Below are 14748 nucleotides of genomic sequence, written 5' to 3' on the forward strand. Positions count from 1 at the left end.
GTTCCCCGTGCGAGACTTCATGATGGGTGTTCGGTTCTTCGGGCAGGGGCTGGGCATCATGCTCCGGTCACCTCGACTGCTGTTGATCGGCGCGTTGCCCGCGGTGGTGACCGCGCTGCTGTTACTCGGCGGGATGGTCGCCCTGTTCTTCGGGATCGACGACCTGGCCGCGCTGGTCACGCCGTTCGCCGACGACTGGGCGGCCGGGCTGCGGACCGCGGTGCGCTTCGCCGCCGGGGTCGCGGTGTTCGCCGCGGCGCTGGTGATCGGCCTGATCAGCTTCTCGGCACTGACCCTCGCCATCGGCGGGCCGTTCTACGAGGGCATCGCGGAGAAGGTGGCCGAGCAGCTCGGTGAGCTTCCCGGCGCGATCGACCTGTCCGGCGGCCGGCTGCTGTGGCTGGGGCTGCGTGACGGCCTGCTGCTGGTACTGCGCTCGCTGGTGTTCACGATCCCGCTGGTGATCATCGGGTTCGTGCCGGTGCTCGGGCAGACCCTGGTGCCGGTGCTGCTGGCGCTGGTGACCGCGTGGTTCCTCGCGCTGGAACTGGTCGCGGTGTACTTCTACCGCCACGGAGTGGACCTCAAGCAGCGGCGGAAGGCGTTGGCCCGCAGGCGAGGACTCGCGCTGGGGCTCGGCCTGCCGACGTCGCTGCTGTGCCTGGTCCCGTTCGCCGCCATCCTGGTGCTGCCGATGGCCTTCGTCGGCGGCGTGCTCGTCGCCAGGGAGACCATCCAGCCGGGCGCCGCCACCCAGCCGACCGCGACGGCATAGCTCCCATATGCTCGGCGCTCACGGCGCCGAGCACGGTCGATCATCGCCCGTCGGTGTCGCCCGCGCGGCCGAGCACCTCGTGCGCGGCGCGGACCACCGCCGGGTCGAGCATCTGGCCGTCGGCGTCCAGCGCGACCCCGGAACCGGCCTGGTCGAGCCTGGCCACCGCGTCCCTGGCGGCCGCCACCTCCTGCGCGGTCGGCGTGAAGACCTCGTTGATCGTGGCCAGCTGGGTTGGGCTGAGCGCCGTCCGGGCGCGAAAGCCCTGACGCAGCAACAGTTCCGTGGTCCGCCGCAGGTTGGTCATGTCCTTCACCGAGGTGTCGGCCGGGCCGACCGGCGGGAGCAGCCCAGCCGTCGCGGAGGCCACGACGACCGCCGAGCGGATGGGCCACAGCTCCTCACGGTCGGGGCCGGGACGCAGGTTCAGCTCACCGGCCAGGTCGGCCTCGCCGATGCCGAGGCGCACCACGCGGGGCGACTCGGCGACCGCGTCCAGCCGGCTGAGCCCGCGCGCGGTCTCCAGCAACGCCAGCACCGGCAGCCCCGGCCGGTCGGCCAGCAGCGCGTCGATCTCGGCCAACAGCTCGGGTTCGGCCTTCGGCACCACCACCCCGGTCAGGCCGGGGCGGTCGGCGATCGCCGCCAGGTCCCGCGCCGGGTCCTCGGCGTTGATCCGCACCCAGGCCACGCCGTCGCCGAGGTAGGTCGCCACCCCGGCCCTGGCGGCCGCCTTGTGCGCGGGGGCGACCGCGTCCTCCAGGTCGACGATCAGCGCGTCCGCGCCGCGCCGCGCCGCCCCTGCCAACTTGTCCGCCTGGTCCCCCGGCACGTACAGGTAACTGCGTGGGGTCATGCGCCGGTCGGCCGCTTGAGGTACTGCCCGACCGGCTCGCCGACGACCTTGCCCGCCTCGAGCACCCGGTGCCCGCGCACGAAGGTGTCGGTCACCGCGGCGGTCATCGAGAAGCCCTCGAAGGGCGTGTACTCCTGAGTGGACTCCGAGTCCGCCGCCCGCACCGTCCAGTCGGTCCTCGGGTCGACCAGTGCGATGTCGGCGTCGTAGCCGACGCCGAGCGCGCCCTTGGTGCGCAGGCCGAAGCGCACCGCGGGGTTCCACGCGGTCAGCCGCGCGATCTCGCCCGGCGGCAGCCCGCGCCGGGAGCCCTCGGTGACCAGGCCGGGCAGCAGGTACTCCGCGCCGCCGAAGCCGGACTTCGCCAGGAACACGTCCGCACGCGGGTCGCCGAACTTCTGCTCGTCGCGACAACACGCGTGGTCGCTGACCACCCAGTCGACGTCGCCGGCGAGCACGTGGGACCACAGCGCCTCGACGTCGGCGCGGGGGCGGATCGGCGGGTTGACCTTGCCACCGATGCCCGACGCGGTGTCGATGTCGGCCAGCAGGTGCCCGACGGTCACCTCGCGGCGGAACTTGATGTGCGGGAAGGCGATCGCCATCCGCAGCGCGGCGTCCACCGCCTTGGCCGAGGACAGGTGCAGCAGGTTGATCGTCGGCAGGCCGGTCTCGTGGGCCAGGTAGGAGGCGATCGACACGGCCAGGCCCTCGGAGTGCGGCGGGCGGGAGGCGTTGTAGGCCGCGAGCCCGGTGAGCGTGCCCTCCTGCTCGACCAGTTTCGTGTACGCGGTCATGATCTCGGCGGTCTCGCAGTGCAGCGACAGCGAGATCTCGTCGGCCAGGTCGGGGAACCGCTCGCGGGCCGCCTGGATGCCGCGCATCACGAACTCGAAGTGCGCGTAGTCGTAGCGCTCGTCCTCGGGGATCATCAGGAACGAGTTCTGGTCGGCCGACCGCCCGTGCAGGCCGTGGCTGCCGTAGAACATGAACACCTTGAACGAGGTCACGCCGTGCTCGCTGACCAGCTCGGGGATCTCCTCGATGTGCTCGCGCATCATCGGCGCCAGGTGGTAGCCGTAGTCCACATAGGCCCGGCCGGCCGTTGACGAGAGCACCTCGGGGAAGACCTCGCGGTAGGAGCCGCCCCGGTTGAGGTAGTACTGGCCGGTGCGCATGTAGTTCAGCGCGGTGGTGACCCCGCCCTGCGCGCAGGCCCGGCTCTCGGTGCCGGCGTCGACCGGCAGCGGGTTGTAGATGCCCCAGTGCTGGTGGGCGTCCACCACGCCGGGGAACGCGAGCTTGCCCCCGCCGTCGACCACCTCGGTCGCACTCGCCGGGTCGATGCCCGGTGCGACCCGCACGATCGTGCCGGCCACCACGCCGAGGTCGGCGCGCTCTGGCTCCGGCCGGTCGTGGCGGACGACGCGCACGTTCCTGACGAGCAGGTCAAGCTGTTCGGTCATCATCGTCTCCTGTGGACTCGAGGCGGGTGAGGGGCTGCAACACCGCGCTGAGGTCGGCGACGGTGTCCAGGTTCATGGCCAGTTTCCGCACTGTCGCCGCCACGTCGGGCGCGAGCAGGCCGGCGACGTTGTCCGTGAACTTGGTCGCCAGGTCCATTTCGGACAGTGGACGTTGCGGGCCGCCGCGGTTGGCGAGCACCTCTACCGTCCACTCGCGACCGTCGCGGTCCCGCACGACCACGATGGCCGGGAACTGGTAAGGAAAAATGGCGTCGCAGCGCTCGTCCGGCACGACGCTGACCTTGGCCATCAGCGCGCGGCGCAACGGGTCGGTGGCCAGTTCGTCGGTGTAGTCGGCGAGTCCGGCACCGAGCCCTGACCCGCCGAGCAGTCCGGTGACCACCGCGTACGGCCCGGAGAACTGGGCCTGATAACCGGTCTGTGGCGCGCGTTTGGTCTCGATCGGCTGGCCGATGGTGCGGATGACCGCCGCCGGCACCCGCAGCTCGATCGCTACGAGCCGGTCCGGGTCGGCCGGCACGCCGTCGGCCCGCAGGCGCAGTCCGGCGTCGATCGCGGTGTGGGTGAAGTGGTTGGCCGGATAGGGTTTGAAGAAGATGTCCGGCACCGCCCACACCGACCCGAGCCCGTCGGTGACCTGGTCCAGATCGGCCTGGTCGCGCAGGAACGCCTGGAAGAAGCCGAATCTGCCCTCCAGCACGGTCGGCGGACCGGTGAACCCGCGGGCCACCAGGCCGGCCGAGGTGACCGCGGACTTGGCCGCCCACCCGCAGTGCAGCCGTTTCACCGTGCCGCCGGTGCGGTTGGCCTCGATCACTCCGGAGGCGAACGACGCGGTGACCCCGAGTGCGTTGCGCACGCCGGACTCCCCCAACCCGAACAGCAGCGCGCTCGCCGCGGCCGCGCCCATCGCGCCACAGATCGACGTCGCGTGCTGGCCGTGTTCGAAGTAGACGGAGTTGCCGAGGTCGCGGTCGAAGCCCGCCATGCCCAACCGCACGGCCACTTCCAGGCCGACGGCGATCGCGGCGACGGTGTCCCGCCCGCTCGCGCCCGCGGCCTCGCCAGCGGCCAGCGCGGCCGGCACCACCGACGCGCTGGGGTGCAGTACCGACGGCAGGTGGGTGTCGTCGTAGTCCAGGGAGTGCGCGAGCACGCCGTTGACGAACGCGGCGCTCGCGGCCGGCACCCGCTCGGCGAGGCCGACCGCGCTCGACTCGGCCCGCCCGCCCTGCTCGGCGACGTAGCCGGCGATGGCCCTGCTGGTCGCCAGTTCACGCGCGGCCACACAGAGCCCGAGCACGTCGAGCACCCGGTGACGCACGCTGGCGGCGACCTCCGCCGGCGGCCCGCTGGCGAAGGTGCCGGCGGCGAAGGCGGCCAGCTGCTCGGCGAGCGTCGGCGTGTCCACCGTCGGAGTGTCCACAGTGGTCACGCGCCGACCACCGCCAACGGCCGGGCCGGGGAGCCGGTCGCGCCGTAGATCGACAGCGGCGAGAGCACGAACAGGAACTCGTGCACGCCGGCCGCCGCGACGCCCTCCAGGTCCAGCGCCTCGATGATGTACACCCCGCGGTCCACCAGCAACACCCGGTGTGCCGGCAGCACCGAGTGGCCGCCGCCGGGCGCGAGTCGCTCGAAGGCGATGGTGTCCGCGCCGGCGGCGTGCACGCCCCGGTCGGCAAGCCAGGTGGCGCCGGCCGCGCCGACACCGGGCACGCCGGACTCCATTCCCTGGTACACCAACGGGTCCGGGTCATCGAACAGCCTGCCCCAGCCGCTGCGGACCAGCACCACGTCGCCCTCGCGGATCGGGGTGTGCTGGCGCTTCGCGGTCCGCGCCAGGTCGTCGGTGGTGATCTCGTAGCCGGCCGCGCAGCCTTCCGGGGTGCCCAGGGCCGCCGGCACGTCGAGCAGCACACCGCGGCGGACCATCGGCGCGATGGTGTGTGCGCCCAGGCGCGCGAACTTGCCGCCCCGGCCGGCCTCGACCGCGTCCGAGCCGTCGAGCAGCCGGCCGTCCTGGGACACGTGGGCGAACGCGTCGATGTGCGTGCCGACGTGGGTGCCCATGGTGATCAGGTCGTTGGCCGCGGACCCGCCGTCGGCGCGTACGACGTCGCCGTGCCGGCGGGGCAGCGCGTGCCAGAACGAAGGGTGGTTCGGGGACTGGGGCATGCCGACGGTCAGCGGCCGGCCGAGGTCGTGCACGACCAGCCCGGCGGCGATCGCCGCGAGCAGGGTGTCGGTGGTGGCGGGCATCACGCCACCACCCGGTCGGCGCGCAACCGCGCCAGTTCGTCGGCGTCGACACCGAGTTCGCGCAGGACGTCGTCGGTGTCGGCGCCCAGCGCGCGCCCGGTGAACCGGATCCGCCCCGGTGCGCCCGACATCCGCCACATCACGTTGTGCATGAGCAGCGGGCCGAAGTCCTCGTCGGGGACCGTGGTGAGCATCTCGGTCGAGCGCACGTGCTCGTCCTCGACCAGGTCCCGCGAACTGTAGATCGGGGCGACGGCCGCACCCGCGGCCTCGAACGCGGCGGTCACCTCGTCCTGGGTCCTGGCGGCGATCCAGTCGCCGACGTAGCCGTCGAGCAGGTCGGCGTGCTCGGCGCGACCGGCGCCGGTGGCGAACCACGGCTGCGCGATCACCTCCGGGTGACCGACCAACTCCAGTACGCGCTCGGCGATGCGCTGGGCGCTGGTGGAGACCGCGACCCAGCGGTCGTCGCTGGTGCGGTAGGTGTTGCGCGGCGCGTTGTTGGTCGAGCGGTTGCCGTGGCGCTGCCCGACCACGCCGAGTTGCTGGTAGGTGGTCGCGCCGGGGCCGACCGCGTCCATGATCGGCTCGAGCAGGTTGATGTCGATGACCTCGCCGCGCCCGCCGTTGCGGTCGCGGGCGTAGAGCGCCATGGACGTGGCCGAGGCCGCGGCGATGCCGCAGATGCTGTCGGCCAGGCCGAACGCCGGCAGTGTCGGCGGGCCGTCGGTCTCGCCGGTCAGGTGCGCGAAACCGCTCATCGCCTCGGCCAGCGTGCCGAACCCGGCGCGGCCGGCGTAGGGGCCGGTCTGGCCGAACCCGGTGACCCGGACGATGACCAGGGCGGGGTTGACCTCGTGCAGCCGGTCCGGGCCGATGCCCCAGCGCTCCAGGGTGCCAGGGCGGAAGTTCTCCACCAGCACGTCCGCGGTCGCGGCCAGGCGCAGCAACAGGTCCGCACCGTCCGGTGTGGACAGCTTGAGGCCGACGGCGCGCTTGTTGCGGGAGATCTCCTTCCACCACAACGGGATGCCGTCCTTGGCCTGACCGTGGCCCCGCATGCCGTCACCGGCCTCCGGGTGCTCGATCTTGATCACTTCGGCGCCGTGGTCACCGAGGATCCGGCAGCACAGTGGGCCGGCGAGGATCGTCGAGACGTCCAGCACCCGTACTCCGGTGAGCGGTCCGTCCTGCACCGCGCCCCCCTCCATCGTCGTTCCGATATAGTTAACGCCGGTCCGCTCAGAGGTTAAGCATGCGTTGGTCGCATGGTCAACACCTGCGGCCGGCTCCCCGTGTGATACCCATCGCCAGATGCCCGCGTTGGCCGCCGCGACCAGCCCCGCGACCAGCGCGAACCCGGCCAGCGCCAGCCAGCCGACCGAGTAGCCCCAGCGCTCGGTGAGCGCCCCCACCAGCAGCGGACCGGCGATCCCACCGGCCTGGACCAGCGCGGTCGACGCGCCGGGAGCGTCCGGATGGGACTGCACGACCGCCAGCCCGACCACGCCCGTCCACCCCCAGCCCGCCGCCCCGCCCAACAACGCGCCCACCAGCGCGGCGGCCGTCGAGGGCACCGCGAGCAGCACGAACCCGCACGCGCCGGCGAACAGCAGCGCCGCCGAGGTCACCCGGCCGGGCACCCGGACCCCGAGCAGGCCCAGCGTCATCCGCACGCCGATCGTCGCCGCGCTGGCCGCCGCGAGCACCACCCCCGCGGTGCCCTCCGCCATGCCGAGGTCCACGCCGTAGCCGACGAAGAACGTGCTCAGCCCGATCGCGGCCGCCGAGGCCAGCAGGAACATCAGGACCACCAGCAGCAGCGGCGCCAACGGCCGCAACGGCGCCTGCCGCGTCCTGGGGTTCGCGGCGGGCAGCCGGGGCACCGGCAGGAACAGGATGGCCGCGACCAGGACCGCGGCGATCGCGAACACCACCCGCCAGTGCACCACCACCGCCAGCGTGGGCACCGCGGCGCCGGCGAGCAGCGTGGCCGCCGGGATCGAGGAGCGTTCCAGCGCGAACGCCAGCGGCCGGCGGCCAGGCGGCACCGTGCGCGCGATCAGCATCCCGCCGACCGGCGCCGCCACCGTCGAGCCGATGCCACCGATCGCCATCGCGACCAGCAGCCCGGGATAGCTGCCGCCCAACAGCGCGACCGCCAGCAGGCAGGTCGCCGCGCCGGTGATCGCGATCCTGGCCGAGGTCCGGGGCCCCATGCCGTCGACGATCCGGCCGCCGAAGGGCAGCAGCACCGCGCCGACCGCGAAGAACGTGGACACCACCGCACCCAGTTGGGTGCCCGAGATGCCGAGGTCCGAGCGCACCGCGACGCCGACCGCGCCCGCCAGGTACAGCGGGAACATGTAGCCGGCGCCGATCAGCACCGCGAGGATGACCGCCCGCCGAGTGGTCCCGCTCGCCGGGCCGGCACTCACCCCCAGATCTCGTCGGCATAGGTGATGTTGACGTCGGTGCGCCAGCCGGTCTCCGGATCCGAGCCCCACTTCGCCCGCCAGCCGGCGGCGTGCTCGAGCACTGCCGGGTCGCCGTGGTGCAGCTTGCCGTCGGCGTGGAAGGCGTCCAGGTCGTCGACGAACATGAGGTCGAAGTGCCGGAACCACTCCTCGCCGCGGGCGTTGCGGCGCACGACGTAGTTCGCGTAGTTCTGGATGCCGGGGTTCTGCCGGAAGATCGGATAGTCGACCGAGCGGGTGTACTCGGCGTACTCGTCGAGTGGCACCCCTGGCTTGATGTTGTAGGTCAGCAGCACGAGCTTGCGGGCCATGGAAATCTCCTCTCGATCTACAGCGCCCGGCCGAGGGCGTGTGCCTCGGCCATGGCCTCCAGCAGGGTTCTCGGGGCCACCGCGTCGCCGACGACGTGCACGGTCAGGCCGGCGTCGGCGAGCGGGGCGACCAGGGAGTCCTGTGTGGACGGTGGGTCGAGCGCGACGACGTCGGTGACGCCGGGGACCACCGGGGTGGCGTCGACCAGCGCATCGACGATCCGCGCGGTGTCGCCGGCGAACTCGGCCCGCGCGTTGGTCCACAGCTGGACGCCGTGCGCGCGCAGGCGTTCCACCGCGGTCATCCGGCTGTACTCGGTGACGCCCCACAACGGGGTGCCGGCCGGGGTGACCAGGTGCACGTGCCCACCGCCGGCGGCGATCGTCTCGGCCACCGAGGCGGCGGTCCAGCCGCCGTCGTCGTCGAGCACCAGCACCGTGCTGCCGGCCCAGGACCGTCCACTGAGGACGTCCAGGGCGGTGAGCGCGGTGCCCCAGCCGGGAACCGCGCGCGGCCGGTGGCGCGCGCCGGTGGCCAGGACGACGGTGTCCGGCGGATCGGCCAGCACGGCTTCGATAGTCGCGGTCCGGCTCGTGCTGACCGGCACCGCCAGCTCGGCGAGCCGGCGCTGTTGGTAGGTACGCAGGCGGTCCAGCTGGCCCCGGCCGACCCCGCCACGGCCGGCGCGCACCTGGCCGCCGAGTTCGGTCGCCCGCTCCCACACCTGCACGGTGTGCCCCCGCTGCGCGGCCAGCCGCGCGGTCTCCAGCCCCGCCGGGCCGCCGCCGATGACCAGCACCCGGCGCGGGTTCCGCGCGGTGCCCGGGTGTTCTGGCCACTCGGCCTCCCGGCCGACGCTCGGGTTGACCATGCAGGTCATGGGCCGGTGCCCGGCGATCTCCCCGATACAGAAGTTGCACGACACGCACGGCCGGATGCGCTCGGCCGCACCGGCGGCGGCCTTGGCGAGCAGGTGCGGGTCGGCGATGTGCGCCCTGGTCATCGCGATCGCGGCGAGCCGCCCGGTAACCAGGCCGCGTTCGGCGTCGTCGAGGTCGACGAACCGGCAGGCCGCGAGCACCGGCACGCGGGCGCATTCTTCCGCCACGGCAAGGGTTTGCGCCAGGTAGGGGGTGTGGCCCTCGCTCATGTCCGCGACGTGGTGGCCGATCGAGGGCACCGTGTACGAGGCGATCGAGACGTTGAGGAAGCCGATCGGCCGGGTGGTGTCGAGCAGGTGGGCGATGCGCCGGCCGGCGTCCAGGTCCTGCCCGCCGGCGAGCAGCTCGTCGGCGCTCATCCGGACGCCGACCACCAGCTCGTCGCCGACCGCGTCCAGCACGGCGTCGAGCACCTCGAGCGGGTAGCGCAGCCGGTTGTCCTCGGTGCCGCCGTAGGCGTCGGTGCGGTCGTTGGCCGCCGGCGAGATGAACTGGTGCAACAGGTGCCCGTGTCCGAAGTGGATCTCCACCCCCTGGAACCCGGCGTCGACCGCGAGCCTCGCGGCGTCCACATAGGCCAGTCGAACCTCGGCGAGGTCGCGCCTGCTCATCGCGTGCGGCACCGCGCCGGCCGCCGCCCAGCGGCGTGGGCTCGGCCCCCAGGCGGCGGCCCGGCGGAAGACGTTCTCGCTGTGCCGGCCGGCATGGGTGATCTGGGTGAACACCGCCGCGCCTTCCGCGCGCACCGCGTCGGTGATCCGGCGCAGGCCGGGCAGCGCGGCCGGGTCGGCGGCCAGCCCGCCGGCACGGCCGAGGCTGGTCGGGTGCACCCGCAGCGGCTCGGTGATGATCAGCCCGGCGCCGCCGCGGGCGCGCTCGGCGTGGTAGGCGACGTGCCGGTCGGTCGGCAGGAAGTCGACGCCGAAGTTGGTGGTGTGCGCGGAGACGAACACCCGGTTGCGCAGGGTGATGCCGCCGATCTCCACCGGCGAGAACACCCTCGGGTAGTCGGTCATGGCCGCCACCGCGCCGCCAGCTCACCGGCCGTGGTTGCCTCGAGTACGCCGGTCTCGGCCAGGTCGTTCCACACCCACTGCTCGACGATCAGCCCGGCCAGCAACCGGAACCGGTCGACGTAGCGGACGTGGTCGAACCGCACACCGTTGGTGTTCTCGCCGAACAGCCTGCCGATCGAGAACACCACCGCCTCGCTGTCGCTTGTGGACACCACGTCGTAGCTGTCGCGGTGCTTGTCGACGAACCGGTACCGGCCGGCCGAGCCAGCCGCCAGCTCGTCGAGGCCGCGATAGCTCCGCCCGCCGGGAAAGACCAGTTCCGCGTCCGGCGCGAGGTAACCGGCCGCCTCGGCCACTCGGCCGGCACCCATCGCCGCCAGATAGGCCTCGACGACCGCGACGGCGTCCTCGGCGGTCATGGCGTCTCCCGCGCGGCCCGGCGTACCGCCGCCACGATCGTGTTGTACCCGGTGCAGCGGCACAGGTTTCCGTTGATGGCGCGGTGGATGTCCTCGTCGTCCGGGTCCGGTGTGGACTCGATCAGCTCCTTGGCGGTGAGCAGCATCCCCGGCAGGCAGAAACCGCACTGGAAGCCGAACTCGTCCCAGAACGCCCGCTGCACCGGGTGCAGCTGGTCGCCGTCGGCGAGCGACTCGACGGTCTCCACCCGCGTGCCGTCGGCGCTGCCGGCGAGCACCGAGCACGACTTCGTGGTCTGCCCGTCGAGCACCACCGTGCAGGCGCCGCAGTCGCCGGTGAGGCAGCCGACGTGGGTACCGGTGAGCCCGAGCTGCTCGCGGATCGCGTACACCAGTGGGGTGTTCGGGTCGACGTCGATCTCGTGGTCGACCCCGTTCACGGTCAGTCGGACGGTTGTCATGGTGCCTCCCCGAGCGCGTCGGCCACCGAGCGCGCCGCGATCACCGGGGCGATCCGCCGCCGGTAGCTCCCCGGCGCGAGCACGTCGTCCCAGCCGCCGCCCGCGTCGTCGATGCCGGTGGTCACCACCGTGGTGACATGGGCCCGCCAGGCGGGATCCGTGGTGCCGGCCGATGGCGGGTCGAGCTCCACCGCCACCGGCACGGCCGCTGTACCGCCGAGGACCACCCGCAGCCGCGTCGATCCGACCACCGTGGCGGCGGTGACGATCGGCCAGCTGCCCTCGACGAGCTTGAACTTGAGATAACCAGTCGGTCCGTCCACATCGGACACGACGATCGCGGTCAGTACCTCGTCCGGTTCCCGCACGGTGCGGAACGCGCCGAGGAAGAACTCGGCCGCGGCGACCTCGCGCACGCCCCCGGCCCTGGCGAGCCGGAGCCGGGCGCCGAGGGCGACCAGACACGCCGGCATGTCCGATGACGGGTTGGCATAACACGCCGACCCGCCGACCGTACCCCGGTTACGGATCTGCGGCCCGCCGGTGATCCCACGGGCCACTGTGGACAGCAGGGGCACGGTCGCGCGTTCCAGTTCGGTGTAGGTCACCATCGCGCCGAGCACCCAGCTGTCGCCGTCGCGGGTGAGGCCGCCGAGCCCGGCGCGGGACAGGTCGACCACGCCCGCCGGCCGCACCTGGCGGCGCGTCAGCTCCGGCACCACCATGGTGCCGCCACCGACGACCAGCCCGTCGCCGTCGGCGAGCGCCGAGGTCACCTCGCCGACATCCGCCGGCCGCGTGAACCTCATGATCCAGCCCGCTCGTCGAGGAGGGCCAGGACGGTGGGTGGGGTCAGGGGGAGGGTGGTGACGGTGATGCCGAAGGGGGACAGCGCGTCCTCGACCGCGTTGGCCACCGCCGCCTGGGCGCCGCCGACGCCCGCCTCACCGGCGCCCTTGTTGCCGTGCATGGTGAACGGGCTCGGCGTGACCTGATGTGCCATCCGCAGCACGGGGATGTCCCCGGCACGCGGCATGAGGTAGGACTTGAACCGGTCGCTGAGCAGCCGCCCGTCGGTGTCGAAGCGCAGCTGCTCGGACAGCGCGCACCCCAGGCCCATGACCACCGCGCCCCTGGCCTGCCCCTCCACCAGCGCCGGGTTGATCATCGTGCCGCAGTCGTGGGCCATCACGTAGTCGACCAGGGTGACCTTCCCGGTCTCCACGTCGACGTCGACCACCGCGGCGTGCAGGCTGCTGGAGTAGGTCGGGTAGGGCTGGATGCGGCCGAACTCGTCCGGCACGTGGTTGATGTTGCCCGGCTTGTAGGCGCGGGTGGACTCCAACACCGGCTCCACGTCACCGATCGCGAACGCTCTGGTGAGCAACGCCCGCGCCACCTCGGGCACCGGCATCGTCGCGTCCCCGCCAACGGCCATCCCGTCGCGCAGCTCGACCTCGTCGACGCCGAGCAGCAGCTTGGCCACCGCGACCAGCTTCGCCCGGACGTCCCGCGCGGCCAGCGTCGCCGACCCGCCGCCGACGACCATGCTGCGGCCGCTGAAATTGCCGAAACCGTTGGGGCAGCGGTCGGTGTCGCCCTGCACCAGTTCCACCCAGGACAGTGGCACACCGAGCTCCTCGGCCACGATCTGCGCGATCCCGGTGTCGTTGCCGCCGCCGGGCGAGGTCACGCCGGTGAGCACGGTGACCGTGCCGGTGACGCTCATCCGCACGGTCGTGGTGTCGAACCCGGACACGAACGTCCCCGGGCTGTCCGAGGACTCCGGGGTCAGCTCGAACCCCAGCCCGACGCCGCGGTGGCGCCCGCGCTCCCGCAGGCTCGCCTGGGCGCGCCGCACCCCCTGGTAGTCCACCGCGTCGAGGGTCTTGTCCAGCAGGCCGACGAAGTCGCCGCTGTCGATGTTGAGCCCGGTCGAGGTGCGGTACGGGAACTCGTCGGCCAGGATGAAGTTGCGCCGCCGCACCTGTGCGGGGTCCATGCGCAGCTCGCGCGCGACCAGGTCCATCGCGCGCTCCATCACCACGTGCGCGGCGTCCTTGCCGAACCCGCGCGCCGCGCTCAGCGGCGGCTTGTTGGTGACCACGATGTCCAGCTCGATGCGACAGTCCGGGATCCGGTAGCCGGAGGGCTGGGTGGTGGCCGACATGTTCGGCATCGCCCAGCCGGCCTGCGCGGTGAGCGCGCCGATGTCGGCGACGATCTCGTTGACCAGCCCGGTGATCCGGCCGTCGGCCATGGCGCCGACGCGGAACCGGTGCACCTGCTCGCGCGCGCCCGCCATCATCGACTCGCGACGGTCCTCCACCCACTTGACCGGCGCGCCGGCGAGCAGGCTGAGCAACGCGACCAGCGTCTCCTCCGGATAGCCCTGCATCTTCAGGCCGAAGGAGCCACCGACCTTCGCGGTGACCACCCGGATCCGGCTCTCCTCGATACCGAGGCTGGTGGCCAGCATCCAGCGCAGCTGGTGCGGGTTCTGGCAGGACGCGTGCACGGTCAGCGTCTCGCCCTGCCAGGAGGCGAGGTAGCCGCGCGGCTCGATCGGCGCGGTGGTGGCCCGGCCGATGCTCAGTTCCCCGGACACCACCACGTCCGCCGCCGCCAGCTGGGCGTCCGGATCGCCGGTGCCGTAACGGTTGTGCATGACGACGTTGCCCGGCCAGTCCGGGTAGAGCCGGGGCGCGTCCGGCGCCATCGCGGCCCGCGCGTCGAGCACGTGCGGCAACACCTCGTAGTCGACCCGCACGAGGTCGGCCGCGGCCTGCGCCTGCTGCCGGGTGCCGGCCACCACCGCGGCCACCGGCTGTCCGACGTGGACGACCGTGTCCACCTGTAGGCAACGGATGTCGGTGCGGTTGCCGCCCCTGGCCGCCGGGTCGATGAAGTAGGGCACCGGGCCGGCGTGTGCCGCGGCCTGCTCACCGGTGAGCACCAGTGTCACGCCGGGCGCGGCCAGCGCGGCGGCGGTGTCGATCGCGCGGATCCGCCCGTGCGCGACCTCGCTGCGCACCACCACCGCGTGCAGCAACCCCGGCGGCCGGTAGTCGTCGAGGAACCTGGCGCGGCCGGTCAGCAGCTCGACGCCGTCGCGCTTGCGGGGCGAGGAGCCGATCCCTGACCGGGCGGGGGCCGACATCAGGGCATCGCCACCTGCAGGCGCCTTCCCGTGCGGTACACGGGGTTGCGCTTGTCGACGTCGAGCTTGTGCACCTCGCCGTTGCCGTCGACCGTGGTCTGCAGGCCACCGGTGACGCCGGGAGTGCTGGTGATGAAGAACTTCTGGCCGTCCCTGGTGGGGAACGGCGGCTCGTGCCAGGTGCCCCGGTGGATGTTGAGGATCACGTCACCGGGCACCAGGAACGCGCGCACCGCCGAGAAGTCGGGGAAACCATCCACGAGCCGTACGTCCGGCGGCGCGACCACGGACACGAATGGGTCGCCGCCCAGGGGAATGAACGTCTGGGTCATGCCGTGGTGCCGCTCGAGGTAGCGGATCTCGCCGCCGCGGTAGCCCACCCGGAACAGGATGAACTCCGGCCGCTCGTCGACCTGCAACACGACTGGCCCGTGGATGGCGTTGAGCCCGGAGTAGAGGTTGATCGGCAGCTTCGGGGTGTCCTCAAGGGACACCACCTCACCGAACGGGGCGAACGCCGCCGCGGTCACCGGCTCCGGGACGATGGTGTGTATCTGGGTGTCTACATCGGACATCGGGGTC

Annotated in this window: 13 protein-coding genes; 1 reads left to right on the plus strand and 12 read right to left on the minus strand. The window is 72.6% G+C overall.

The genetic code is table 11. The features are described 5' to 3' along the window. Positions 1-7: 7 nt before the first annotated feature. Positions 8-775, plus strand: a complete 768-nt coding sequence (locus ACYVIP_RS06070) for an EI24 domain-containing protein (protein ID WP_460392897.1) — start codon at positions 8-10, stop codon at positions 773-775. Between the two features lie 40 nt (positions 776-815). Here ACYVIP_RS06070 and ACYVIP_RS06075 read toward each other — a convergent pair whose 3' ends face one another. The 12 genes from ACYVIP_RS06075 to ACYVIP_RS06130 are packed head-to-tail and all read right to left on the minus strand — an operon-like array spanning position 816 to position 14741. Continuing rightward, positions 816-1631 (minus strand): HpcH/HpaI aldolase/citrate lyase family protein, encoded by an 816-nt coding sequence (locus tag ACYVIP_RS06075; protein ID WP_460392899.1) that lies wholly within the window; start codon positions 1629-1631, stop codon positions 816-818. Continuing rightward, positions 1628-3097: a dihydroorotase gene (locus tag ACYVIP_RS06080; RefSeq protein WP_460392901.1), complete on the minus strand. Its 1470-nt coding sequence runs from the start codon at positions 3095-3097 to the stop codon at positions 1628-1630. The genes ACYVIP_RS06075 and ACYVIP_RS06080 overlap by 4 nt, the downstream gene beginning before the upstream one ends. Beyond that, positions 3081-4553: an MmgE/PrpD family protein gene (locus tag ACYVIP_RS06085; RefSeq protein ID WP_460392903.1), complete on the minus strand. Its 1473-nt coding sequence runs from the start codon at positions 4551-4553 to the stop codon at positions 3081-3083. The genes ACYVIP_RS06080 and ACYVIP_RS06085 overlap by 17 nt, the downstream gene beginning before the upstream one ends. Continuing rightward, a complete protein-coding gene (locus ACYVIP_RS06090) occupies positions 4550-5380 on the minus strand; it encodes a cyclase family protein (RefSeq protein ID WP_460392905.1) in 831 nt (276 codons plus the stop codon). Before ACYVIP_RS06090 ends, ACYVIP_RS06085 begins: the two co-directional genes overlap by 4 nt. Then, positions 5380-7818 (minus strand): MFS transporter, encoded by a 2439-nt coding sequence (locus ACYVIP_RS06095; RefSeq protein WP_460392907.1) that lies wholly within the window; start codon positions 7816-7818, stop codon positions 5380-5382. Before ACYVIP_RS06095 ends, ACYVIP_RS06090 begins: the two co-directional genes overlap by 1 nt. Then, positions 7815-8168: a hypothetical protein gene (locus ACYVIP_RS06100; RefSeq protein WP_460392909.1), complete on the minus strand. Its 354-nt coding sequence runs from the start codon at positions 8166-8168 to the stop codon at positions 7815-7817. The genes ACYVIP_RS06095 and ACYVIP_RS06100 overlap by 4 nt, the downstream gene beginning before the upstream one ends. 17 nt (positions 8169-8185) lie before the next feature. Beyond that, positions 8186-10126, minus strand: coding sequence for an oxidoreductase (locus ACYVIP_RS06105; protein WP_460392911.1), 1941 nt, complete (start codon positions 10124-10126; stop codon positions 8186-8188). Beyond that, a complete protein-coding gene (locus ACYVIP_RS06110; RefSeq protein WP_460392913.1) occupies positions 10123-10545 on the minus strand; it encodes a nuclear transport factor 2 family protein in 423 nt (140 codons plus the stop codon). Before ACYVIP_RS06110 ends, ACYVIP_RS06105 begins: the two co-directional genes overlap by 4 nt. Then, positions 10542-11006 carry a (2Fe-2S)-binding protein gene (locus ACYVIP_RS06115; protein ID WP_460392916.1) on the minus strand — a complete coding sequence of 155 codons (465 nt, stop codon included), beginning with the start codon at positions 11004-11006 and terminating at the stop codon, positions 10542-10544. The genes ACYVIP_RS06110 and ACYVIP_RS06115 overlap by 4 nt, the downstream gene beginning before the upstream one ends. Further along, positions 11003-11815, minus strand: coding sequence for an FAD binding domain-containing protein (locus tag ACYVIP_RS06120; protein ID WP_460392918.1), 813 nt, complete (start codon positions 11813-11815; stop codon positions 11003-11005). The genes ACYVIP_RS06115 and ACYVIP_RS06120 overlap by 4 nt, the downstream gene beginning before the upstream one ends. Then, entirely contained in the window at positions 11812-14166 is a 2355-nt protein-coding gene (locus ACYVIP_RS06125) for a xanthine dehydrogenase family protein molybdopterin-binding subunit (RefSeq protein ID WP_460392920.1), read from the minus strand. The genes ACYVIP_RS06120 and ACYVIP_RS06125 overlap by 4 nt, the downstream gene beginning before the upstream one ends. Continuing rightward, positions 14166-14741: an ureidoglycolate lyase gene (locus ACYVIP_RS06130; RefSeq protein WP_460392922.1), complete on the minus strand. Its 576-nt coding sequence runs from the start codon at positions 14739-14741 to the stop codon at positions 14166-14168. Before ACYVIP_RS06130 ends, ACYVIP_RS06125 begins: the two co-directional genes overlap by 1 nt. Positions 14742-14748 lie beyond the last annotated feature (7 nt).

Source organism: Actinophytocola sediminis (genome assembly GCF_054779715.1).

Excerpts from the sequence above, each read along its gene's own strand:
- ACYVIP_RS06125 (WP_460392920.1), bottom strand. The coding sequence starts at position 14,166 with ATGTCGGCCCCCGCCCGGTCAGGGATCGGCTCCTCGCCCCGCAAGCGC.
- ACYVIP_RS06100 (WP_460392909.1), bottom strand. The coding sequence starts at position 8,168 with ATGGCCCGCAAGCTCGTGCTGCTGACCTACAACATCAAGCCAGGGGTG.
- ACYVIP_RS06075 (WP_460392899.1), bottom strand. The coding sequence starts at position 1,631 with ATGACCCCACGCAGTTACCTGTACGTGCCGGGGGACCAGGCGGACAAG.
- ACYVIP_RS06080 (WP_460392901.1), bottom strand. The coding sequence starts at position 3,097 with ATGACCGAACAGCTTGACCTGCTCGTCAGGAACGTGCGCGTCGTCCGC.
- ACYVIP_RS06110 (WP_460392913.1), bottom strand. The coding sequence starts at position 10,545 with ATGACCGCCGAGGACGCCGTCGCGGTCGTCGAGGCCTATCTGGCGGCG.
- ACYVIP_RS06115 (WP_460392916.1), bottom strand. The coding sequence starts at position 11,006 with ATGACAACCGTCCGACTGACCGTGAACGGGGTCGACCACGAGATCGAC.
- ACYVIP_RS06130 (WP_460392922.1), bottom strand. The coding sequence starts at position 14,741 with ATGTCCGATGTAGACACCCAGATACACACCATCGTCCCGGAGCCGGTG.
- ACYVIP_RS06120 (WP_460392918.1), bottom strand. The coding sequence starts at position 11,815 with ATGAGGTTCACGCGGCCGGCGGATGTCGGCGAGGTGACCTCGGCGCTC.
- ACYVIP_RS06105 (WP_460392911.1), bottom strand. The coding sequence starts at position 10,126 with ATGACCGACTACCCGAGGGTGTTCTCGCCGGTGGAGATCGGCGGCATC.
- ACYVIP_RS06090 (WP_460392905.1), bottom strand. The coding sequence starts at position 5,380 with ATGCCCGCCACCACCGACACCCTGCTCGCGGCGATCGCCGCCGGGCTG.